Below are 19,787 nucleotides of genomic sequence, written 5' to 3'. Positions count from 1 at the left end.
TGAAAGCACCCGCCGTGACCGTACTCACCCGGGCGGTGCTCACAGGTACAGCCCCGCGTCCGCTCCCTCCCGGGCCCCCGGCACCGACGTCGGCGCGGTGCCCCGGCGCAGCGCGTACAGCTCGGCCAGGGTCGCGCCCTCCCGGCCGACGCCCTGCTCGGTGCCGAGCCAGTCCACCGCCTCCCGGCGGGTCAGCGGGCCCACCTCGATCCGGGCCAGACAGCGGCCGGGGCGGACCACGGCCGGGTGCAGCCGCTCCAGGTCCTCGTTGGTGGTGACGCCGACCAGCACGTTGCGGCCCTGGCCGAGCAGGCCGTCGGTGAGGTTCAGCAGCCGGGACAGGGCCTGGCCCGCGGTGTGCCGGGCCTCGCCGCGGATCAGTTCGTCGCAGTCCTCCAGCAGCAGCAGGCGCCAGCGGCCCTTGCCCGCGCCGTCGTCCTCGCCGATCGCGATGTCCATCAGATAGCCGACGTCGGAGAAGAGCCGCTCGGGGTCCAGGACGCAGTCGACCTGGCACCAGTCCCGCCAGGAGCGGGCCAGCGTGCGCAGCGCGGAGGTCTTGCCGGTGCCCGGCGGGCCGTGGAGCAGCAGCAGCCGGCCGGCGATGTCGTCGGGCGTCGTTCGCATCAGCCGGTCCATGGCATCCGCCACCGGTGCCGTGTAGTTGGCCCGGACCTCCTCCCAGGTGCCCGCGGCGATCTGCCGGGTGGTGCGGTGCGGGCCGCGCCGCGGGGAGACGTACCAGAACCCCATCGTCACGTTCTCCGGCTGTGGTTCCGGCTCGTCGGCCGCGCCGTCGGTGGCCTGGTCGAGGACCCGCTTGGCCAGGTCGGCGCTGGTCGCGGTGACCGTCACGTCCGCGCCCCGGTTCCACCGGGAGACCAGCAGGGTCCAGCCGTCCCCCTCGGCGAGGGTCGCGCTGCGGTCGTCGTCGCGGGCCACCCGCAGCACTCGGGCGCCCTCCGGCAGCAGGGTCGCTCCGGAGCGGACGCGGTCGATGTTCACCGCGTGCGAGTACGGTTGCTCGCCCGTCGCGAAGCGGCCGAGGAACAGCGCGTCGACGACGTCGGACGGGGAGTCGGAATCGTCGACGTGGAGCCGGATCGGCAGGGCGTCGTGTGGGTTCGCGGACATGTCCGCCATGATCCGGCACGGATGCCCCGCCCGCACGGCATTTCCGGCCCAACGCTCCGCGAAAACAGCCCGGACCGTCTTTCCGGGAGCCCGGACCGTCTTTGCGGGGCCCGGGCCGCCTTCGCGGAGGTCCGGCCCGCCTTCCGGAGGCCGAACCGTCTTTCCGGAGGCCCGACCGACCTCAACCGGGGCCCACCTCCTCCACGGGCCCGACCGACCGTCGGAGGTCCGGACCCGGCCCCGCTCCGGAGCGCCGACCGCCCGTCGGGGCCGGCCTTGCCCCCGGAGCCCGGCCCTGCCTCCGGACCCCCAGCCCGCCACCGGCGCCCCACCCCTCCGCCGGAGCGTCAGTCGTACCGGCCCCTCCCGGAACAGCGCCCCCGTACCAGCGCGACCAGCAGGACCAGCAGGCTGAACCCGGTCACCACGACCACCCCGCCCCCGGCCGACCAGCGGTGCGCGGCCAGCATGCACTGGGCGACCAGCAGGTCGACGGCGATCGCGCCCGCGAGGGCGGTGACCGCGCGGCCGAGCGGATCCGGGCCGCGCAGCGCCGCGGCGAGCGCCCCGGCCGGCGCCGCGAGCAGGAAGAACAGCGTGCACGGGGCGCGCAGGGGTGAGCCGGAGTCGATCAGCGCGAGCAGCGCGCCGGCCGTCGCGACGGCGGCCGCGGCCCCGGCGAGCAGCGGTGCCGGGCCCCTCCCCGGCCCCGGCCGGGTGCCGTCGGTGTCCGTCCCGGTGCCGTCCGACGAAGGTGGCTTGATACGTATGTTCTGCATTGGCGACTTTGCCCCCCGACGCGCCTGATGCCGGGTTTCAATGTGGCGCAGCCGCCGACAGGGCGTCAAGACGACGGCACGGTCGGACCGGACGTTCCCCGAAGCGTGCCGACGGCAGTCCCCCGCGCCCCCCAGGGAGTTGACCGAGTGTCAACAGACGTGGCCCGCACGCGCAATACACAAGCGGTGAATGTCTCGGGTCGACTTTGTTGAGACCACAAAAGTTTTGGCATGGACACTTCCTGTCAACACGCGTAGCTGCTACCAACGTTGAGGCAGAGATCCTGCTAAAGGGAGGTTCCATGAGACGTTCCCGACTTACCGGACTCGTTACCTCGCTCCTCCTCGCCGCCGGCCTCGGTCTCACCGGGGCCGCCTCGGCGCAGGCGTCCTCGACGGCCGCGGCCGGCGGCTACGTGGCCCTCGGCGACTCCTACTCCTCCGGAGTGGGCGCCGACAGCTACATCAGCACCAGCGGCAGCTGCAAGCGCAGCACCAAGGCGTACCCGTACCTGTGGAACGCCGCCCACAGCCCCTCGTCGTTCGCCTTCAACGCCTGCTCGGGCGCCACGACGGACGACGTGCGCGCGAACCAGCTCGGCTCCCTCGACTCCTCCACCTCGCTGGTGTCCGTCACGGCCGGCGGCAACGACGCGGGCTTCGCCGACGTCATGACGACATGTGTGCTCCAGTCCGACAGCACCTGTCTCTCCCGGATCAACACCGCCAAGGCGTACGTCGCCAACACGCTCCCCGGCAAGCTGGACACCCTCTACAACGCGATCCGGGCCAAGGCCCCGTCCGCCCGGGTGGTCGTCATCGGCTACCCCCGCTTCTACCTGCTCGGCCAGTCCTGCCTCGGCCTCTCCGAGACCAAGCGGGCGGCCATCAACGACGCCGCCGACTACATCGACACCACCATCAAGGCCCGCGCCACCGCCCACAGCTTCGTCTTCGGCGACGTCCGCACCACCTTCACCGGCCACGAGATCTGCTCCGGCTCCTCCTGGCTGCACAGCGTCGACTGGCTCGACATCGGCGAGTCGTACCACCCGACCGCGGCCGGCCACTCCGGCGGCTACCTGCCGGTGCTCACCAACAACGCGTGACCCGGACGGGCTCGCCCCGCCGGGTGAACTTCCGGGCGCGTCCCGGGAGTCCGGTCAGGGCGAGCCCGAAGGCGAGGCCGGCACCGAGGCCTGGGGAGAGGAAGAGGGACCGCCCGACGGGGTCTTCGACGCTGTCCGCGCGCAGTCCACGGAGAACGGCACCGCGTTCGAGGCGGTGTTCTCCGGGTCACGCACCTTCACCACGACCTGGTCCCCGGCCGCCGGCCCGCCCCGGTACACCGTGAGCGTCACCCGCGCCTGCCGCGTCTTCCCGCCGCCCGCCGGGAACGACAGCGTGCGCCACCCGGGATCCGACACGGACCCGCGCGTCGTCACCCACCGGTACTCCACCCGCGCGGGCAGCCGCCCCACCGTGAACGTCGCCGTGAAGACGGGCGCCCGGGCGCCCGGCGGCGGACAGGACCCGGAGTACTCCGTGCCCGCCCCGGCCACCGTGACCCGCACCGACTGCTCCGGCCGCTCGGACGCATCCTTCCCGCCTCCGGCACCCTTGCCACCGGGCAGACCCGGTGGGCGGCGAGGTGAGATCGCCCACGTTCCGTCCGCCGCGGACGCCCGCGCGGGGAGCGGCGCGGACGAACGAGGGGCCGGGGCTCCGGAGTGATCGCTTCCGCCTTCGCGCGGGGGGCCGTCGTCACCCTCGGCGGACCCGGCACCCCGCCGGGTGGGCGACACGCCCTTGATCGCGGAAGTCCTCGCCACCGCCGCGACGTCACTCGCCGTGACCACCGTGCCTGACGGCGGCTCAACGCGCCCCGCCGGACGGCCGCTTGTCCAACTCACCCTGGAATCGGTCGGATTCGGAGAGTAGTCAAAGGGGGATGGTCAACCCCCGTACAGGGATGGTGAATCCTGTGGCCGAGATACCCGGGTGCCCCAGTGGGGCGATAGGGTTAGCCTGCCCGGGCCGGGTGACTCGTACGGGTGGGGAGTGACATGGAACAGATAACAATGCGCAGCAGGGCGAGGGTCCCTGCGATCACCTGCGGGAGCAGCGCGAGCAGTTCGCGCCTGGACCGCCATCTGTCGGTGCTGGCGGGACCCGCCATACCGCAGCGGGAGACGGTCGAGGCGACTTCGCTGATGCGTGAGCTGACGGCACGCGGCTCCGTGCACACGCGCAGCGACCGGGGTGCGCGGGTGCGCCGGGTGTCCCTCTTCGCGCCGCTGCGCCGGCTGCGCCGTTCGCTGTTCGGCGGTCACTGACCGCACCGCAGGGCCCCGGCCTCCGAGCGGGGGCGCCGCGCTCAGACCACCACACCGTCCCGGCGCAGCGCTGCGATCTCGTCGTCCGTCATCCCCACGGCACGCAGCAGCGCTCCGGTGTGCTGCCCGAGCGCGGGCACCTCACCCATCCGTGCCTCGCCCCCGCCCGGCAGCGTGATGGGCGGCAGCAGCGCCTTCAGCGGCCCGGCCGGTGTTCCCACCTGACGCCACCGCTCCCGGGCCGCCAGCTGCGGATGCTCCGCCAGCTCGCGCACGTCCCGCAGCCGGGCGCAGGCGATGCCCGCCCGCTCCAGCCGGGCCAGCGCCTCCTCGGTGTCCAGCGCCCGCAGCGCCGCCGCCACCAGCGCGTCGGTCCGCTCCCGGTGCGCCACCCGGGCGGCGTTCGTCGCGTACGCCTCCTCCGTGCCCAGCTCCGGGCGGCCCATGACCTGTTCGGCCAGCCGCCGCCACTCCCGGTCGTTCTGCACCGACAGCAGCACCCGGCCGCCGTCCGCCGTCGGATAGGCGTCGTACGGCGCGATCACCGCGTGCGCCAGCCCGGTGCGGGCGGGCGGCTCGCCCCCGTGCATCGTGTGGTGCAGCGGATGCCCCAGCCACTCGGCGAGCGCCTCCAGCATGGACACCTCCACCGGCCCGCCCCGCCCGGTCGTGCCGCGGCGCACCAGCGCGGCCAGCACGCCGGAGAACGCGTACATGGCCGCCGCGATGTCCGCCGCCGGGATGCCCGCCTTCACCGGCTGCTCCGGTGTCCCCGTCACTGACACCAGCCCCGCCTCGCACTGCACGAGCATGTCGTAGGCCCGCTTGTCCGCGTACGGTCCCGAGCCGCCGTAGCCCGAGATGTCCACGGCGATCAGCCGCGGGTGGGCGGCGCACAGCGTGGCCGCGTCCAGGCCGAGCCGGGCCGCCGCGCCGTGCGCCAGGTTCTGCACGAACACGTCCGCGTCCGCGACCAGCCGCCGTGCGACGGCCAGTCCGCGCGGGTCCTTCAGATCCAGCGCGAGGGACTCCTTGCCGCGGTTGCACCACACGAAGTGCGAGGCCAGACCGCCGGCCGCCGTGTCGTAGCCACGCGCGAAGTCGCCGCCGTCGACCCGCTCCACCTTGATGACCCGGGCACCCAGGTCGGCGAGCTGCCGGGTCGCGAAGGGCGCGGACACGGCCTGTTCGACGGCGACGACGGTGATGCCCTCCAAGGGGAGCGGGAGTTGATCCATGGGGTGGATGATCTCCCCTGACCGGCGGCCTTGTCAGCAGTGCGGGCTCACTCGGCCCGCGCGTACCGGCGCACCGCGAGCGGCAGGAACACGCCGGTGAGCAGCAGGCACCAGGCCAGCGAACCGGCCACCGGGTGGGCCACCGGCCAGGCGGCGCCCTCGGGAACGGGCGCGTTGCCGGACAGGTCCCGCACGGCGGTGGTGACCGCGCTGATCGGGTTCCACTCGGCGAGCGTCCGCAGCCAGCCCGGCAGGTGGTCCGTCGGGATGTACGCGTTGGACAGCAGCGGCAGCACGAAGGACGCGGAGCCGAGCTGTCCGGCCGCCTCCTCGCTGCGGCTGAGCAGCCCGAGGAGGATCCCGGCGCAGGTGCAGGCGAACCGGAAGAACAGCAGCAGCGCCACCGCCCCGGCCGCCCCGGCCGCCGACCCCTCGATACGCCAGCCCACCGCGAGCCCGGTCAGCAGCAGCGGCACCGTTCCGGCCGCCGTGACGACGAGGTCCGCGACGGCCTGCCCGACCGGTGCGGCGGCCCGGCTCACCGGCATCGTGCGCAGCCGGTCCGACACCCCCCGGTGGGTGTCCTGGGCCGCCTGGAACATGCCGGTCATCAGCCCGCCGGCGGCGGTCGCGACGAGCAGCCCGGGCACCAGGAAGGAGCGGTACTCGCGGCCGGACACGGTCAGCGCGCTGCCGAACACGTAGCCGAAGAACAGCAGCATGTTGACCGGCATGAGCTGGGTCAGCACCGCCAGCCCCGGGTTGTTGCGGACCCGGCGCAGGTGCCGGCCCGCCATCGCCAGCCCGTCGTGCGCGAGCGCGCTCACGCGGCCGCCTCCTCGGCCTCGGCCGACTCCCCGGTGAGCCGCAGGAAGACGTCGTCCAGGGTGGGCGGCCGGATGCCCGCGTCCAGCAACGGCACGCCGGCCGCGTCCAGTTCGCGCACCAGCCGGGGCAGGGTGAGCGTCGGGTCGGTGGTGACCGCGCCGACGGCGCCCCGCTCATGGTCGAGCACGGGCTCCCGGCCGGTCAGCCGGTCGAGCACGGCCGCCGCCCGGGTGAGCGCCCCGGCGCCTGCGACCACCGCCTCCGCGTACGACCCGACGACCGCCTTGAGCGCGGCGGGCGAGCCGGTGTGCGCCACCCGCCCCCGGTCCACCAGGGCGATGTCGTCGGCGAGCCGGTCGGCCTCCTCCAGGTACTGCGTGGTCAGCAGCACGGTCGTGCCCTCCGCCTTCAGCTCCCGTACCGCCTGCCAGATCCGGGCGCGGCCGGCCGGGTCGAGGCCGGTGGTCGGCTCGTCCAGGAACAGCACGTCGGGACGGCGCACCAGGCTCACCGCCAGGTCCAGTCGCCGCCGCATGCCGCCGGAGTACGCCGATGCCCTGCGGTCCGCCGCCTCCGCCAGGCCGAAGCGCTCCAGCAGCTCGTCGGCGCGGGCGGCCGGCCCGCGCACCCGGTGCAGCCGGGCGAACAGCCGCAGGTTCTCCCGGCCGGTGAGGTCGCCGTCGACCGAGGCGTACTGCCCGGTGACCCCGATGCGGCGCCGCACGGCCGCCGCCTCCCGCACCAGGTCGTGCCCGGCGATCCGGGCCGAGCCCCCGTCCGGGCGCAGCAGTGTGGTCAGCAGCCGCACCGCCGTCGTCTTCCCGGCCCCGTTCGGGCCCAGCAGTCCGCAGACCGTGCCCTCGGCGACGGCCAGATCCAGCCCGCGCAGGGCCCGCACAGCGCCGAAGCGCTTCTCCAGACCTTCACTAAGTACAGCGTACGTAGTAGCCATGCCCGGACCATACCGCACTACGTACGCCGTACGTAACTAGGATGGTGTGCGAGGTGATCGATCGATGGCAGTCCGAGGGGCCGTACCCGAGGTGATCTGGGCGCGCCCCCAGCGCACCGGCCGGGGCCCGCGACCGGCGTACACGCGTGACGACATCGCCGCCGCGGCCGTCCGGATCGCCGACGCGCAAGGTCTCGACGCGGTGTCGATGCGGCACGTCGCCGCCGAACTGGGCTGCGGCACCATGTCGCTCTACAACTACGTCCCCCGCAAGGAGGACCTGTACGAGCTGATGGTGGACGCGGTCGGCGGCGAGCACGAGTTGTGGGAGCCGAGCGGCGACTGGCGGACCGACATGCGCCGGGTGGCCCGGCAGACCCGCGAGCTGATGCGCCGCCACCCGTGGCTGCCGCGCCTGATGTCCCCCGCCTACGGCTTCAGTCCGAACGCCCTGCGCTACCTGGAGCACTGCCTGGCCTGCCTGGACCCGCTCCAGGAGCGGTACGGCACCAAGCTGGAGCTGATCGCGATGCTGAACGGCATGGTCACGGCCTACGTCCGCAACGAACTCGACACCGCCGAGCGGGTGCGCGCCCTGCCGTGGTCGGAGGACGAGGAGAACGCGGTCCGCATCGCCTACCTGGGCGGCCGGCTCGCCACCGGAGCGTACCCGCGCATGGCGGCGGCGTTCACCGAGGACGCCGGTCCGATCGATCTGGAGGCGGTCTTCGAACGGGCGGTGGAGCGGGTCATCGACGCGTTCGCGCCGCGCCGGTAGCCGTCGTGGACGAGGAACGCGCCCGGCGCCAGCTCGGCCTGATCGCGCGGGTGCTCCGGGCGGCCCGGGACGCCGGGATCCCGCTGTGGCTGCGCGGCGGCTGGGCGATGGACTTCTTCCTCGGCGAGGTCACCCGGGACCACGGGGACATCGACTGGTTCGCCTGGGCGCGGGACGCCCCGGCCCTCGCCGGCCTCCTCACCCGGCTCGGCCACACACCGGTGCCGGGTCCGCCCGCGGACCTCCAGCTCGACTTCGTCGAGGACGGCCTGGACAGCAGCTTCACCCTGATCGACCGGGACACGGAAGGCCGGGTGACCGTGGCGGGCGGGCCCTGGGCCGGCACCCCCTGGCCGGACGGCCTGCTCGGGACCGAACCCGGCCGGATCGGCGCGCTCCGGGCGCCCATCGTCGCACCGCACGCCCAGATCGAGATCAAGCGCATGATGCCCGTCTGGGACCCGTCCCGGCCCCGCCGGGCCAAGGACGCCGAGGACATCGCCCGCCTGGAGGCCGCCCTGCGCCCTCGTACGGTGGGCTAGAGCAGCGCGAACTGACCCTCCGGGCCCTCCTCCTGGTGGTCCAGTACCGACGCGGGGCGCCGGGCGGGTTCCGGGACCGGCAGTACGCCCGCGCGCCGCAGCTCGTCCGCCGTCACCGCCGACTCCGGCCGCAACCGGGCGCGCGGGGCCCGCAGTTCGGTCAGCAGCGCGAGGACCGTGATCAGCTCCAGCAGTTCCGAGGTCCAGCTCTGCGGCCAGGCCGCCGGGCGGATCGCGGCGAGCGTGCCCGGCTCGGCCGGCGCGGTACGGGCCGCGAACCAGGACTCCAGCACCCGGGCCCCGGCCACCTCGAACTCCCACGCCCCGGCCGGGACGGGGGAGATCCGGCCCTCGTCCAGGTACAGGGCCTCCTCGTCCGGGTCGTACCGCAGGGTCCCCGGACGGCCCGGCAGCGGCGCCCGGACGTACGGCCGCCGGCCACCGGGCAGTCGGGGCCGCTCCCCGTCCCGGCACATCAGCCACAGCATCCGGCGGCCCAGCTCCACCCCGGCCGCCCACAGGTCGCCGTCGTCGGTGAGCGGCACGGTCAGGTCCGGGCGGACCGCCGCCACGATCCAGGCCAGCACGTCCGCCGCCGAGGGGCGTGCGCCCAGGCGGACGGCCAGCAGGTCCGACAGGCCCGGGGCCAGGTTCGGTTCGGCGCCGCCCGGGCGGCGGTACAGCGGGCGGATCCGGCCGGTGCGCAGCGTGGGCAGCAGCGGGGTCGCCAGCAGCGGCAGGTCCGCGTCACCCGTCTGGGCCGTGAACACCTGCCGCGCGTCCGCCACCCGCCACAGCTCCGGGCGGGCCGTGTCGATCAGCCGGTGGTCCGGGATCAGCCACCGCTCGTCGAACGGCGCGGCCAGCACCCGCACCGGCTCCGCACAGGGACCCTCGGCCCGGGCGAGCCGTCCGGTACCGGTGGACTGACCGGGCAACTGGCCCACGGCCGAGGTGAGCGCACGCGCCCGGGTCGGCTCGAACAGGGCCTCCCGGTCCGGCCCCTCGGCCCGCAGCAGCGCCTCCCAGCGGGCCCGCAGCGACGCCGGGTCGGGCGCCGTCGGCCAGTGCCGGCCCGGCCGCATCGGTGCGACGGACCACGGCATGAGGTCCGCCAGAAGCGGAGCGTCGTCGTGCGTCACGGTGGGCATCGTACGGCCTCGTCCGCCCCCGGCTCAGGTGGCGTCGAGAGTGACCGTGAACGAGAACCGGTCCCCCCGGTAGTGGATGACGGCCACGTCCAGCACCCGCCCCTCGCTGTCGTACGTCACCCCCGTGTAGTGCAGGATCGGGCTGAGCAACGGCACATCGAGCAGCCGCGCGGTCTCCGGATCGGCGAGCCGCGCCTGCACCGTGTCGGTGATCCGGCTGATGTCGGCCTTCACCACGTCCCGCAGCACCTTGGTCATCGGCCAGCGCACCAGGTCGTCCGGGTCGATCCGCTCGGCCAGGTCGGGCCGGATGTGGTTGACGGCGTGGTTGGTCGGCTCCCCGGTCTTCTCGTCGCCGCGCAGCCGGTGGTACACCGCCACCTCCGCGAGGTCCGGGAAGTACTCGGCGAGCGCGGCCGGCACCGGCACCCGCCCGTGCTCCAGCAGCTCGGTCGTCATCCCGGACTGCTGCGCCACGATGGCGTCCACCGAGCCCAGCAGCCGCACCGGCGCCCCGCGCCGCACCCCGGGCTCGATGAACGTGCCGCGCCGCCGGTGCCGGCTGATCAGCCCCTCGTCCTCCAGTTCCTTCAGCGCCTGGCGCATGGTCAGCACGCTCACGCCGTAGTGCTCCGCCAGCCGTTCCTCGGTGGGCAGCCGCAGCGGGTCCTCGGGGGAGCGGCCCAGTATCGAGGCGCGCAGCGACTGCGACACCTGGTACCACAGCGGCAGCTTGCGGTTCAGGACGATGGAGTCCGGGGCGAAGGAGGTCACCCCGCTATCCGTACCCGGCGGGCAACCTCCCGCGCAACGGCGGCCGTCACCCCCGGAAGTGCCGCTGAAGTCCCTGCCACACATCGTCGTAGCGCTGCTGGAGGTGGTCCGCGCCGGCCGCGTGCGGGGTGAGGGTCACCGGCCAGCGGGTCTCGAACATGAAGGCCAGCCCGTCGTCGATCTTGTGCGGGCGCAGCTCGGCCGCGCTCGCCCGGTCGAACGTCTCCCGGTCCGGGCCGTGCGCCGACATCATGTTGTGCAGCGAGCCGCCGCCGGGCACGAAACCCTCCGCCTTGGCGTCGTAGGCCCCCTCGATCAGGCCCATGTACTCGCTCATCACGTTCCGGTGGAAGTACGGCGGCCGGAAGGTGTCCTCGCCCACCAGCCAGCGCGGCGCGAAGACCACGAAGTCCACGCCGGCCAGGCCCGGGGTGTCCGACGGGGAGGTCAGCACCGTGAAGATCGACGGGTCCGGGTGGTCGTAGGAGATGGTGCCGATCACATTGAACCGGCGCAGGTCATAGACGTACGGCACATGGTTGCCGTGCCAGGCGACCACATCCAGGGGGCTGTGGTCGTACGTTGCCGTCCACAGGTTGCCGCAGAACTTGTTCACCACCTCCACCGGGCCCTCGACGTCCTCGTACGCGGCGACCGGCGCCTGGAAGTCCCGGGGATTGGCGAGGCCGTTGGCGCCGATGGGACCGAGGTCGGGCAGCCGGAACGGCGCCCCGTAGTTCTCGCACACATAACCGCGCGCGGAATCGTCCAGCAGCTCCACACGGAAGCGCACCCCACGGGGGATCAGCGCCACATGGGCCGGTTCCACACGCAGCCGGCCGAACTCGGTGTGCAGCAGCAGCCCGCCGCGCTCCGGCACGATCAGCAGTTCCCCGTCGGCGTCGGAGAAGACGCGCTCCATCGAGGAGTTGGCGTGGTACAGGTGCACGGCCATGCCCGTGCGCTGGGTCGCGTCGCCGTTGCCGCCCAGCGTCCACAGCCCGCCGAGGAAGTCGGTGCCGGCCGGGGGCTCGGGCAGCGGGTTCCAGCGCAGCCGGTTGGGGTCGGGCACCGTCTCGGTGAAGGGGGCCGTGCGCAGCGCGCCGTTGCCGGTGCGGGTGAACGGCGGGTGGGCGGCCGAGGGGCGGATGCGGTACAGCCACGAGCGCCGGTTGTGCGCGCGCGGCTCGGTGAACGCCGTACCGCTCAGCTGCTCGGCGTACAGGCCGAGCGGTGCGCGCTGTGGCGAGTTGCGGCCCTCGGGCAGGGCGCCCGGCACCGCCTCCGAGGCGTGCTCATTGCCGAACCCGGTCAGATACGACAGCCCCTCGGCGGCCTTCCGTGCGTCCCCGCTCATGATCGCTCCTCGCGCGCTCCCGATTCCTATGCAACACCGTAGGAATCGGCGAAGGTCCGCGCAAGAGGGTTCCCGGTCCTCCCTCCGAGGTAGGGCGCGAACCAGACCTGAGGCGGATCCCGGGTGCCGGGGCGCTGTTCTACGCTCCGGATCATGTCGTGGAAGAAGTGGACGCGCGGGCGGCTCACCGCGCTCGTGGTGTGCGTCCTGCTGCCGTGGGGAGCGGCGGCCTGCGCAACCGGTGAGGCGCACGAGGGCACGGTCTCGCCCTCGCCTGTGGGATCCGTGCTGGACAGCACCGACGAGACGGGCCGCAACCTGCGCGAGGTGCCCGAGAAGAACGCGCCCGCCGTCGCCGTCGAGGTCACCCCGGACTCGGCCGGCGGCTGGGACGTCCGGCTGAGGCTGCGTCACTTCCGCTGTTCCGCGCCCGGCACCCGGCCGGCCGCCGCCCTCGGGCGCGGGCTCGTCCAGCTCTACGTCGACGGCCGCCCGGTCGCCCGGCTGCACACCCCCGCCCACCACCTGGCCGCCGACCGCATCCCGCACGGCACCCACCAGATCACGGCCCGCCTGTACGCCGACGACGGCACGGTGTGGGCGGTGCACGGCAAGCCGATCGAAAGCACCGCCGACATCACGGTCTCCGACGCGGAGACGCGCACGCACCGCCCCCCGAACGGCACCACGCCGGCCACGCCGGGCGCGTGAGCCCGGCGGAGTGGCGGGGGGGGGGGCGTGAGTCGCGGACGAGGACGGCGGCCGGCCGGCAGGGGAGTGCCGGTTGCTCTGGTGGGCCGGGCCCGGTCGGCGCGGCGGTCCCGTGGGTTCGGCGGGTAGTCCGGTCGGCTCGGTGGGTGGGCCTGGTGGTGCGGGGCGCTTGTCGGTGTGGGGGTGAGGGAGGGGCCGGTCGGCGGGGGAGCGGCTGGGTCGGTGGGTGGTCCGGTTGGTTGGTGGGGGTGTGTCGGTTGCTCCCCGGGCCCGTCGGCGTGGTGGTTCGGTGGATGGGGTGGGGTGGATGTCTGGGGCGGTGGTGGCGGTTCCGGTCGGCTCGGTAGGTGGGCCTGGCGGTGCGGGGTCGTTGTCGGTGTGGGGGTGAGGGACGGGCCGGTCGGCGGGGGAGAGGCCGGGTCCGCGGGTGGTCGGGCGGCCGGGTCGGGGGAGCGGCGGTCCGGTGGCCGGGGTGGGCCGGACGGCGGGGGGGCGGGGGCGTGGCCGGGTCGGCGGAGCGGCACCGGGCGGTCCGGCGGGGGAGTGGCGGTGGTCCCGGTGGGCCTGATCCGGCTCGCGTGGGCCGGTCCGGCGGGTGTGTGGGCGGCTCTACGGTCGGCTGCCGTGCGCGGTCGCCGTGCCCGTGGTGCGCGGTCGGCGTGTCCGGTGACGTATCCGGCACGCGTGCGCCCGCGTCGGCGGATGAGTGCCGGGCGGCTCCTCTCCGTACTCTGAGGAAGGTTTACCTAACTCCGGCGGAAAGGCATCATGAAGCCCGTGCCCCACGCGACCTCGCTTCGTCGCGCGCCCGTCCAGCGGCGCAGCGCCGAGCGGCTCACCCGGATCCTCGACGCCTGCGCCGGTCTCCTCGACGAGGTCGGCTACGACGCCCTGAGCACCCGCGCCGTCGCCCAGCGCGCCGGCGTCCCCATCGGCTCGGTCTACCGGTTCTTCGGCAACAAGCGGGAGATGGCCGACGCCCTCGCCCAGCGCAACCTGGAGCGGTACGTCGAGCGTGTCACCGAGCGGCTGGACCGGGCCCGCGCGGGGGACTGGCGGGCCGCCATGGACGCCGTCCTCGACGAGTACCTCGCCATGAAGCGCACCGCGCCCGGCTTCTCGCTGGTCGACTTCGGCAACCAGATCCCGGTCGGCTGCCGCCACGACGAGCCCAACACCCGCGTCTCCGACCGGCTCACCGAGCTGCTCGCGGGCTACCTCGGCCGCACCCCGGACACGGATCTGCGACGGGTCTTCCTGGTCGCCGTGGAGAGCGCCGACACCCTCGTGCAACTCGCCTTCCGGATCGACCCGGAGGGGGACGAGGCGGTCATCGCCGAGACCAGGGAGCTGCTGCGGGCCTACCTGGGCCGCGTACTCGACTGAACCGTCCCGCCTCTGACCTGGACTTTTGCGCTTATTGCTCACACGTCAACATCTTGTTAACGCCGGTTGAACGGACCTAACGTCATCGCACCGCCGACCCCCAGGTGGGATGTTCAAGGGCGAACGTTAGGTATCCATTTCATGCTGACCATCCTCGGCTTCGCCATGATCGCGACCTTCCTGGTCCTGATCATGCTGAAGAAGATGTCGCCGATCGCGGCGCTCGTGCTCATCCCCGCGCTGTTCTGCGTGTTCGTGGGCAAGGGCGGCAAACTCGGTGACTACGTCATCGACGGCGTCACCAGCCTCGCCCCCACCGCGGCGATGCTCATGTTCGCGATCGTCTACTTCGGTGTGATGATCGACGTCGGCCTCTTCGACCCGGTCGTCCGGGGCATCCTGAAGTTCTGCAAGGCCGACCCGCTGCGGATCGTGGTCGGCACGGCGGTCCTCGCCGCGATCGTCTCCCTGGACGGCGACGGCTCCACCACCTTCATGATCACCGTCTCGGCGATGTACCCGCTCTACAAGCGGCTGAAGATGTCCCTGGTCGTGATGACCGGCGTCGCCGCCATGGCCAACGGCGTGATGAACACGCTCCCCTGGGGCGGCCCCACCGCCCGCGCCGCCACCGCGCTGAAGGTGGACGCGAGCGACATCTTCGTACCGATGATCCCGGCCCTCGCCATGGGCCTGCTGTTCGTCCTCGTCCTCGCCTACGTCCTCGGCCGCCGCGAGCGCCGGCGGCTCGGCGTGCTCACGCTGGACGAAGTGCTGGTGGAGGAGACCGAGACGGTGCTGGTCGGCGCCGCCTCCGGCGCGAAGGCCGGCGGTTCCGGCGCCGGCGCGGACCTGCCCGCGGACCCCGCCGGGGACGGCTTCCAGGGCCTGGACCCGGCCCGCCCCACCCTGCGCCCGAAGCTGTACTGGTTCAACGCGCTGCTCACGGTCGTCCTGCTCACCGCCATGATCATGGAGTGGCTGCCGATCCCGGTGCTGTTCCTGCTCGGCGCCGCCCTCGCGCTGACCGTCAACTTCCCGCACATGCCGGACCAGAAGGCCCGGATCGCCGCGCACGCGGAGAACGTCCTCAACGTCTCCGGCATGGTGTTCGCCGCCGCCGTGTTCACCGGCGTCCTCCAGGGCACCGGCATGGTCGACCACATGGCGAAGTGGCTGGTCGGCAACATCCCCGACGGCATGGGCCCGCACATGGCCCTCGTCACCGGCGTGCTGAGCATCCCGCTCACCTACTTCATGTCCAACGACGGCTTCTACTTCGGCGTCCTGCCGGTGCTCGCCGAGGCGGGCCACGCGCACGGCGTCTCCTCGCTGGAGATCGCCCGCGCCTCGATCGCCGGCCAGCCGCTGCACATGTCGAGCCCGCTCGTCCCGGCCGTCTACGTCCTGGTCGGCATGGCCAAGGTGGAGTTCGGCGACCACACCCGGTTCGTGGTGAAGTGGGCCGCGCTCACCTCCCTGGTGGTGCTCGGCTCGGCGCTCCTGTTCGGCATCGTCTGATCACCCCGGGAAGGACCGCACCCATGGCGCCCGGTGGGAACCGCGGCTGGCTGCTCCGCCTCGTCATCGCCTTCGGCTTCGCCCAGGGGGCGGTGTCGATGGCCCGCCCCGCCGTCTCCTACCGGGCCCTGGCGCTGGGCGCCGACGAACGGGCGGTCGGCGTCATCGCCGGTGTCTACGCGCTGCTGCCGCTGTTCGCCGCCGTACCGCTCGGCCGCCGCACCGACCACGGCCGCTGCGCACCCCTGCTGCCCGCGGGCGTGGTCCTCATCGCGGGCGGCTGCGCCCTGAGCGGACTGGCCGGCTCCCTGTGGGCGATGGCCCTGTGGAGCGGGGTCATGGGCCTCGGCCACCTGTGCTTCGTGATCGGCGCCCAGTCGCTGGTGGCCCGCCAGTCCGCGCCGCACGAACAGGACCGTGACTTCGGCCACTTCACCATCGGCGCCTCCCTCGGCCAGCTCGTCGGCCCGCTCGCCGCGGGCGCCCTCGTCGGCGGCCCCGGCCTGGCGCACAGCAGCGCGCTGGCCCTCGTCACGGCGGGCGCGGGCGCCGCCGTCGCGTTCACCGCGCTGTGGCGGATCGAGGACCGTACGGCCGGCCCGGCGCGCCCGCCGGGCGGCGGACGGGTGCCGGTCGCGGGCATCCTGCGCGCCCGGGGCGTGCCCGCGGGCATGCTGATCAGCCTGTCGGTGCTGTCCGCGACCGACATCCTCACCGCCTACCTGCCGGTGGTCGGCGAGCACCGGGGCATCGCCCCCGCGGTGATCGGCGTCCTGCTCGCCCTGCGGGCCGGTGCCACCATCGCCTGCCGGCTGGTCCTGACCCCGCTGCTGCGGCTGCTCGGCAGGCCCGCGCTGCTCACCGGGACCTGTCTGCTGGCGGCCCTGCTGTGCGCGGGGGTCGCGCTGCCGGTGCCGGTGTGGGCGCTCGGCGTGATGCTCACGCTCCTCGGCTTCTGCCTGGGCGTGGGCCAGCCGCTGTCGATGACGACGGTGGTGCGGGCGGCGCCCGAGGAGGCCCGCTCCACCGCGCTCGCCCTGCGGCTGACCGGCAACCGGCTGGGCCAGGTGGCCGCCCCGGCCGCCGCGGGCCTGGTCGCCGGGCTGGCGGGGGTGGCGGCGCCGTTCCTGATGCTGGGCGGGCTGCTGCTGGCCTCCGCCGGAGTGGCGCTGCGCTCCTCCGGGCGGCCCCGGGAGGGGGCCGGACGGGTGGCGGGAGAGCGGCGCGAGGGCCCGGGACTGCGCCGCACGGGCGATATCCGAGGGCGCGCCCGGCGCCGTTGCCGGGAGCCGCGCGGGTCGTGAGGCAGTGTCCAGGCGAAAGAGCGATTTGTATGAAAATCGTCTGAACCCGGAGGATTGCGCATGCCCACCCTGACACTCCCCCGTGCAGCCGGCTCCCGCGCGGGCGCCACCGTCGTCCTCACCGCCCTCGCCGCGGCGGGCGCGTCGTGGGTGGCGGCGCCGAACGCGGCGGCCCAGGGGGAGAACGGCGACATCAGGATCCACAATGCCCGCTCCACCAACCCCCCGTCGTTCATCGGCTCGGCCAAGGACGACCCGGTGGTCTGCAAGTTCTTCTTGGAGGCCGTCAACTTCGACACCCTGACCAGCATCGCGTACACGATCACGCCCCAGCCCCCGCTGCCCACCGCCGCCACCGTGACGGGCATCATCCAGCTGGCCGGCGGCGCCGGGCACACCGACCCGCTGGGGCTGGCCGACGGACAGTACAAGATCAGCTGGACGGTGGGGGCGCCCCCGGCCCTGAAGGAGAAGGTCTTCCGCGTCAACTGCCACGACGGCAAGGTGGAGGGCGCGCCCGGCGGCCAGATCGAGGACCACCAGCAGCACGACGGGGAGCACCAGGACAACGGGTCCTGGGGCCAGAGCGACCACGACGGCCCGAAGGGCGGTGTGCACGCGGGCGGCGGCGGCCTCATCGACACGGCCGCCGCGTACTCCCCGGTGGCCGCCGCGGCGGCCGTGGGCCTGGTCGCCGTCAGCGCCGCCGTGTACGTCCGGCTGATCCGCCGCCGCCCCCATGGCGCCGCGTAGACGGCGCAGGCCCTGGTACCGGACCCGCGCCTACCGCCTCGCGCGAACGGCCGTGCTGGTGACCGTCCTGGTGGCGGTCGGCTCGCGCTGCGGGGGACATGACGGACCGGCCACGGCCGGCCGGGCGGGCGGCGCGGACGAGGCGGCGGCCCCGCCCGCGCCGCCCGCCCCGCCGCCCCGCCCGCTGCCCCGGTCCCGGCCGACCGCCTTCCGCGTGCCCTCCCTGGGGATCGACGCCCCGATCGTCCCGCTCCGCCTTGACGCCCACCGGGAGCTGGAGACGCCGCCGGTGGATCAGCCCCGGCTGGTCGGCTGGTACGAGGGCGGGCCCACGCCGGGCGAGGCGGGCACCGCGGTCGCCGTCGGCCACCGCGACACCCGCAGCGGACCCGCGGTGTTCGCCGGGCTCGCCTCGGTCGAACCCGGCAAGGCCGTCGAGGTGCGGCGGGCGGACGGACGTACCGCCGTCTACTCCGTGGACCGGGTGAAGGTCTACGACAAGGCCGGCTTCCCCGACCGGGAGGTCTACGGCGCGACCGGGCGCCCGGAGCTGAGGATCATGACCTGCGGCGGCCTGTTCAGCCGGCGCACCGGCTACACCAGCAACGTGGTGGTCTTCGCCCATCTGACCGCGGCGAAGTGACCGGCGAACCGGCAACCAGTGAAGCGGCATCCGGTCGACCGGCGTCCAGCCGGGCGGCGGCCCGGTCGTGCGGCGGACTCGGCTCCGCGCCGGCCGGGCCGTCCGCGATGATGTCCCGGGGGCCCATGGCCCGGGAATGTCTGGCGCGGCAAAACTATCACCGCTAGTTTGTGTGCCGGACGACGTGCACCCGCCGGGAGGACACAGCATGAAGGCACATGACGCCCTGTACATCGACGGCGCCTGGCGCCCCGCCGCGAGCGGCGACGTGATCGAGGTCGTCAACCCCGCCGACGAGCAGGTCATCGGCAAGGTCCCGGCGGGCGGCGCGCTAGACGTCGACACCGCCGTACGGGCCGCGCGCGCCGCCCTGCCCGGCTGGGCCGCCACACCCCCGGCCGAACGCGCCGCCCGCCTCGCAGCCCTGCACCGCGCCCTGGACGGGCGCAAGGACGAGATCGCCGCGACGGTCACCGCCGAGCTGGGCTCACCGCCGAAGTTCTCCGAGGCCGTGCACGCGGCGGTGCCCCTCGCGGTCGCCGCCTCCTTCGCCGAACTGGCCGCGCGGCACTCCTTCGAGGAGAAGGTCGGCAACTCCACGGTCCTGCACGAGCCCATCGGCGTGGTCGGCGCGATCACCCCCTGGAACTACCCGCTCCACCAGATCGTCGCCAAGGTCGCCCCCGCCCTCGCCGCCGGCTGCACGGTCGTCCTCAAACCCGCCGAGGACACCCCGCTCGTCGCCCAGCTGTTCGCCGAGGCGGTGCACGAGGCGGGCGTGCCCGCGGGCGTGTTCAACCTGGTCACCGGCCTCGGCCCGGTCGCCGGGCAGGCCCTCGCCGAGCACCCCGGCGTCGACCTGGTCTCCTTCACCGGCTCCACCGCGGTCGGCCGGCAGATCGGCGCGGTGGCCGGCGCGGCCGTGAAGAAGGTCGCCCTGGAACTCGGCGGCAAGTCCGCCAACGTCATCCTGCCGAGCGCCGACCTCGCCCGCGCCGTGAACGTCGGCGTCGCCAACGTGATGTCCAACTCCGGCCAGACGTGCAGCGCCTGGACCCGCATGCTGGTCCACCGCGACCAGTACGCCGAGGCCGTCGAACTGGCCGCCACCGCCGCCGCCAAGTACGGCGACCGGATCGGCCCGGTGGTCAGCGCCAAGCAGCAGGCCCGGGTGCGCGGTTACATCGAGAAGGGCGTCGCCGAGGGCGCCCGGCTGGTCGCCGGCGGCCCCGAGGCCCCGCGCGAGCGCGGCTACTTCGTCAGCCCGACTGTCTTCGCCGACGTCACCCCGGAGATGACGATCGCCCAGGAGGAGATCTTCGGCCCGGTCCTGACGATCCTGCGCTACGAGGACGAGGAGGACGCCCTGCGCATCGCCAACGGCACGGTGTACGGCCTCGCGGGCGCCGTCTGGGCCGCCGAGGAGGCCGAGGCGGTGGCCTTCGCACGCCGCATGGACACCGGCCAGGTCGACATCAACGGCGGCCGGTTCAACCCCCTCGCGCCCTTCGGCGGTTACAAACAGTCCGGCGTCGGCCGGGAACTCGGCAGCCACGGACTCGCCGAGTACCTGCAGACCAAGTCCCTCCAGTTCTGAGGA

At 73.9% G+C, this 19,787-nt stretch carries 20 protein-coding genes and 1 pseudogene; 12 read left to right on the top strand and 9 right to left on the bottom strand.

Annotated elements, in window-relative coordinates; genetic code table 11:
- Window positions 1–39 precede the first annotated feature (39 nt).
- Window positions 40–1,134, bottom strand: coding sequence for a DUF5925 domain-containing protein (locus IE251_RS23950; protein ID WP_189755053.1), 1,095 nt, complete (start codon window positions 1,132–1,134; stop codon window positions 40–42).
- Between the two features lie 347 nt (window positions 1,135–1,481).
- Window positions 1,482–1,913 (bottom strand): hypothetical protein, encoded by a 432-nt coding sequence (locus IE251_RS23945; protein WP_189755052.1) that lies wholly within the window; start codon window positions 1,911–1,913, stop codon window positions 1,482–1,484.
- Window positions 1,914–2,215: 302 nt separating this feature from the next.
- Here IE251_RS23945 and IE251_RS23940 point away from each other — a divergent pair, with 302 nt between their 5' ends.
- The gene (locus IE251_RS23940; protein WP_189755051.1) at window positions 2,216–3,022 is read left to right on the top strand and encodes an SGNH/GDSL hydrolase family protein; all 807 of its coding nucleotides are present in this window, start codon (window positions 2,216–2,218) and stop codon (window positions 3,020–3,022) included.
- 54 nt (window positions 3,023–3,076) lie between these two features.
- Here IE251_RS23940 and IE251_RS23935 read toward each other — a convergent pair whose 3' ends face one another.
- Window positions 3,077–3,487 (bottom strand): hypothetical protein, encoded by a 411-nt coding sequence (locus tag IE251_RS23935; protein WP_189755050.1) that lies wholly within the window; start codon window positions 3,485–3,487, stop codon window positions 3,077–3,079.
- 70 nt (window positions 3,488–3,557) lie between these two features.
- Between IE251_RS23935 and IE251_RS42320 the strand changes: the two are divergent.
- Together IE251_RS42320 and IE251_RS23930 are read left to right on the top strand one after the other, a co-directional pair.
- Window positions 3,558–3,854: pseudogene (locus IE251_RS42320) on the top strand (anti-sigma factor); the annotation flags it as partial.
- A 125-nt stretch (window positions 3,855–3,979) separates the two neighbouring features.
- Window positions 3,980–4,249 (top strand): hypothetical protein, encoded by a 270-nt coding sequence (locus tag IE251_RS23930; RefSeq protein WP_189755049.1) that lies wholly within the window; start codon window positions 3,980–3,982, stop codon window positions 4,247–4,249.
- A gap of 41 nt (window positions 4,250–4,290) precedes the next feature.
- Here IE251_RS23930 and IE251_RS23925 read toward each other — a convergent pair whose 3' ends face one another.
- From IE251_RS23925 to IE251_RS23915, 3 genes are read right to left on the bottom strand one after another with little or no spacing between them, the layout of a single operon-like run.
- Window positions 4,291–5,487 (bottom strand): CaiB/BaiF CoA transferase family protein, encoded by a 1,197-nt coding sequence (locus tag IE251_RS23925; protein WP_189755048.1) that lies wholly within the window; start codon window positions 5,485–5,487, stop codon window positions 4,291–4,293.
- 47 nt (window positions 5,488–5,534) lie between these two features.
- Window positions 5,535–6,314, bottom strand: coding sequence for an ABC transporter permease (locus tag IE251_RS23920; protein ID WP_189755047.1), 780 nt, complete (start codon window positions 6,312–6,314; stop codon window positions 5,535–5,537).
- On the bottom strand, window positions 6,311–7,267 hold the full coding sequence (locus IE251_RS23915) for an ATP-binding cassette domain-containing protein (RefSeq protein WP_189755046.1): 957 nt from the start codon (window positions 7,265–7,267) through the stop codon (window positions 6,311–6,313). Before IE251_RS23915 ends, IE251_RS23920 begins: the two co-directional genes overlap by 4 nt.
- A 64-nt stretch (window positions 7,268–7,331) precedes the next feature.
- Between IE251_RS23915 and IE251_RS23910 the strand changes: the two genes are divergently transcribed.
- Both IE251_RS23910 and IE251_RS23905 read left to right on the top strand, forming a co-directional pair.
- A complete protein-coding gene (locus tag IE251_RS23910; RefSeq protein ID WP_189755045.1) occupies window positions 7,332–8,045 on the top strand; it encodes a TetR/AcrR family transcriptional regulator in 714 nt (237 codons plus the stop codon).
- A 5-nt stretch (window positions 8,046–8,050) separates the two neighbouring features.
- Window positions 8,051–8,587 carry a nucleotidyltransferase domain-containing protein gene (locus IE251_RS23905; RefSeq protein ID WP_189755044.1) on the top strand — a complete coding sequence of 179 codons (537 nt, stop codon included), beginning with the start codon at window positions 8,051–8,053 and terminating at the stop codon, window positions 8,585–8,587.
- Here the strand turns inward: IE251_RS23905 and IE251_RS23900 are convergent.
- Genes IE251_RS23900 through hmgA form a run of 3 tightly spaced genes read right to left on the bottom strand, consistent with a single transcriptional unit; the run spans window position 8,584 to window position 11,869 of the window.
- Window positions 8,584–9,738 (bottom strand): type ISP restriction/modification enzyme, encoded by a 1,155-nt coding sequence (locus tag IE251_RS23900; protein ID WP_189755043.1) that lies wholly within the window; start codon window positions 9,736–9,738, stop codon window positions 8,584–8,586. The genes IE251_RS23905 and IE251_RS23900 overlap by 4 nt on opposite strands.
- A 24-nt stretch (window positions 9,739–9,762) precedes the next feature.
- On the bottom strand, window positions 9,763–10,512 hold the full coding sequence (locus IE251_RS23895) for a GntR family transcriptional regulator (protein WP_189755042.1): 750 nt from the start codon (window positions 10,510–10,512) through the stop codon (window positions 9,763–9,765).
- A 46-nt stretch (window positions 10,513–10,558) separates the two neighbouring features.
- The gene (hmgA, locus tag IE251_RS23890; protein ID WP_189755041.1) at window positions 10,559–11,869 is read right to left on the bottom strand and encodes a homogentisate 1,2-dioxygenase; all 1,311 of its coding nucleotides are present in this window, start codon (window positions 11,867–11,869) and stop codon (window positions 10,559–10,561) included.
- Between the two features lie 153 nt (window positions 11,870–12,022).
- Between hmgA and IE251_RS23885 the strand changes: the two genes are divergently transcribed.
- The 7 genes from IE251_RS23885 to IE251_RS23855 all read left to right on the top strand — a co-directional run bounded on the left by IE251_RS23885 (window position 12,023) and on the right by IE251_RS23855 (window position 19,784).
- On the top strand, window positions 12,023–12,580 hold the full coding sequence (locus tag IE251_RS23885; RefSeq protein WP_189755040.1) for a hypothetical protein: 558 nt from the start codon (window positions 12,023–12,025) through the stop codon (window positions 12,578–12,580).
- Between the two features lie 768 nt (window positions 12,581–13,348).
- Complete coding sequence (locus tag IE251_RS23880; protein WP_189755039.1) at window positions 13,349–13,966, top strand: TetR/AcrR family transcriptional regulator; 618 nt, start codon at window positions 13,349–13,351, stop codon at window positions 13,964–13,966.
- 141 nt (window positions 13,967–14,107) lie between these two features.
- Window positions 14,108–15,487, top strand: coding sequence for a CitMHS family transporter (locus IE251_RS23875; RefSeq protein WP_189755038.1), 1,380 nt, complete (start codon window positions 14,108–14,110; stop codon window positions 15,485–15,487).
- A gap of 23 nt (window positions 15,488–15,510) precedes the next feature.
- Window positions 15,511–16,791, top strand: a complete 1,281-nt coding sequence (locus IE251_RS23870) for an MFS transporter (RefSeq protein ID WP_189755037.1) — start codon at window positions 15,511–15,513, stop codon at window positions 16,789–16,791.
- 60 nt (window positions 16,792–16,851) lie between these two features.
- Window positions 16,852–17,544: a hypothetical protein gene (locus tag IE251_RS23865; protein WP_030781527.1), complete on the top strand. Its 693-nt coding sequence runs from the start codon at window positions 16,852–16,854 to the stop codon at window positions 17,542–17,544.
- A complete protein-coding gene (locus IE251_RS23860; RefSeq protein WP_189755036.1) occupies window positions 17,531–18,187 on the top strand; it encodes a class F sortase in 657 nt (218 codons plus the stop codon). Before IE251_RS23865 ends, IE251_RS23860 begins: the two co-directional genes overlap by 14 nt.
- Before the next feature lie 208 nt (window positions 18,188–18,395).
- Complete coding sequence (locus tag IE251_RS23855; RefSeq protein ID WP_189755035.1) at window positions 18,396–19,784, top strand: aldehyde dehydrogenase family protein; 1,389 nt, start codon at window positions 18,396–18,398, stop codon at window positions 19,782–19,784.
- Window positions 19,785–19,787: the final 3 nt, after the last annotated feature.

The organism is Streptomyces eurythermus (genome assembly GCF_014649115.1).
In the GTDB taxonomy this organism is placed as follows: domain Bacteria; phylum Actinomycetota; class Actinomycetes; order Streptomycetales; family Streptomycetaceae; genus Streptomyces; species Streptomyces eurythermus.
The sequence above is the reverse complement of the archived record's forward strand: the minus strand, read 5'-3'. Positions and strand labels throughout refer to the sequence as shown.

Coding starts and splice junctions, on each gene's coding strand:
- IE251_RS23940 (WP_189755051.1), top strand. CDS start 2,216: ATGAGACGTTCCCGACTTACCGGACTCGTTACCTCGCTCCTCCTCGCC.
- IE251_RS23870 (WP_189755037.1), top strand. CDS start 15,511: ATGGCGCCCGGTGGGAACCGCGGCTGGCTGCTCCGCCTCGTCATCGCC.
- hmgA (WP_189755041.1), bottom strand. CDS start 11,869: ATGAGCGGGGACGCACGGAAGGCCGCCGAGGGGCTGTCGTATCTGACC.
- IE251_RS23910 (WP_189755045.1), top strand. CDS start 7,332: ATGGCAGTCCGAGGGGCCGTACCCGAGGTGATCTGGGCGCGCCCCCAG.
- IE251_RS23925 (WP_189755048.1), bottom strand. CDS start 5,487: ATGGATCAACTCCCGCTCCCCTTGGAGGGCATCACCGTCGTCGCCGTC.
- IE251_RS23880 (WP_189755039.1), top strand. CDS start 13,349: ATGAAGCCCGTGCCCCACGCGACCTCGCTTCGTCGCGCGCCCGTCCAG.
- IE251_RS23865 (WP_030781527.1), top strand. CDS start 16,852: ATGCCCACCCTGACACTCCCCCGTGCAGCCGGCTCCCGCGCGGGCGCC.
- IE251_RS23915 (WP_189755046.1), bottom strand. CDS start 7,267: ATGGCTACTACGTACGCTGTACTTAGTGAAGGTCTGGAGAAGCGCTTC.
- IE251_RS23945 (WP_189755052.1), bottom strand. CDS start 1,913: ATGCAGAACATACGTATCAAGCCACCTTCGTCGGACGGCACCGGGACG.
- IE251_RS23900 (WP_189755043.1), bottom strand. CDS start 9,738: ATGCCCACCGTGACGCACGACGACGCTCCGCTTCTGGCGGACCTCATG.
- IE251_RS23855 (WP_189755035.1), top strand. CDS start 18,396: ATGAAGGCACATGACGCCCTGTACATCGACGGCGCCTGGCGCCCCGCC.
- IE251_RS23930 (WP_189755049.1), top strand. CDS start 3,980: ATGGAACAGATAACAATGCGCAGCAGGGCGAGGGTCCCTGCGATCACC.
- IE251_RS23875 (WP_189755038.1), top strand. CDS start 14,108: ATGCTGACCATCCTCGGCTTCGCCATGATCGCGACCTTCCTGGTCCTG.
- IE251_RS23885 (WP_189755040.1), top strand. CDS start 12,023: ATGTCGTGGAAGAAGTGGACGCGCGGGCGGCTCACCGCGCTCGTGGTG.
- IE251_RS23860 (WP_189755036.1), top strand. CDS start 17,531: ATGGCGCCGCGTAGACGGCGCAGGCCCTGGTACCGGACCCGCGCCTAC.
- IE251_RS23950 (WP_189755053.1), bottom strand. CDS start 1,134: ATGTCCGCGAACCCACACGACGCCCTGCCGATCCGGCTCCACGTCGAC.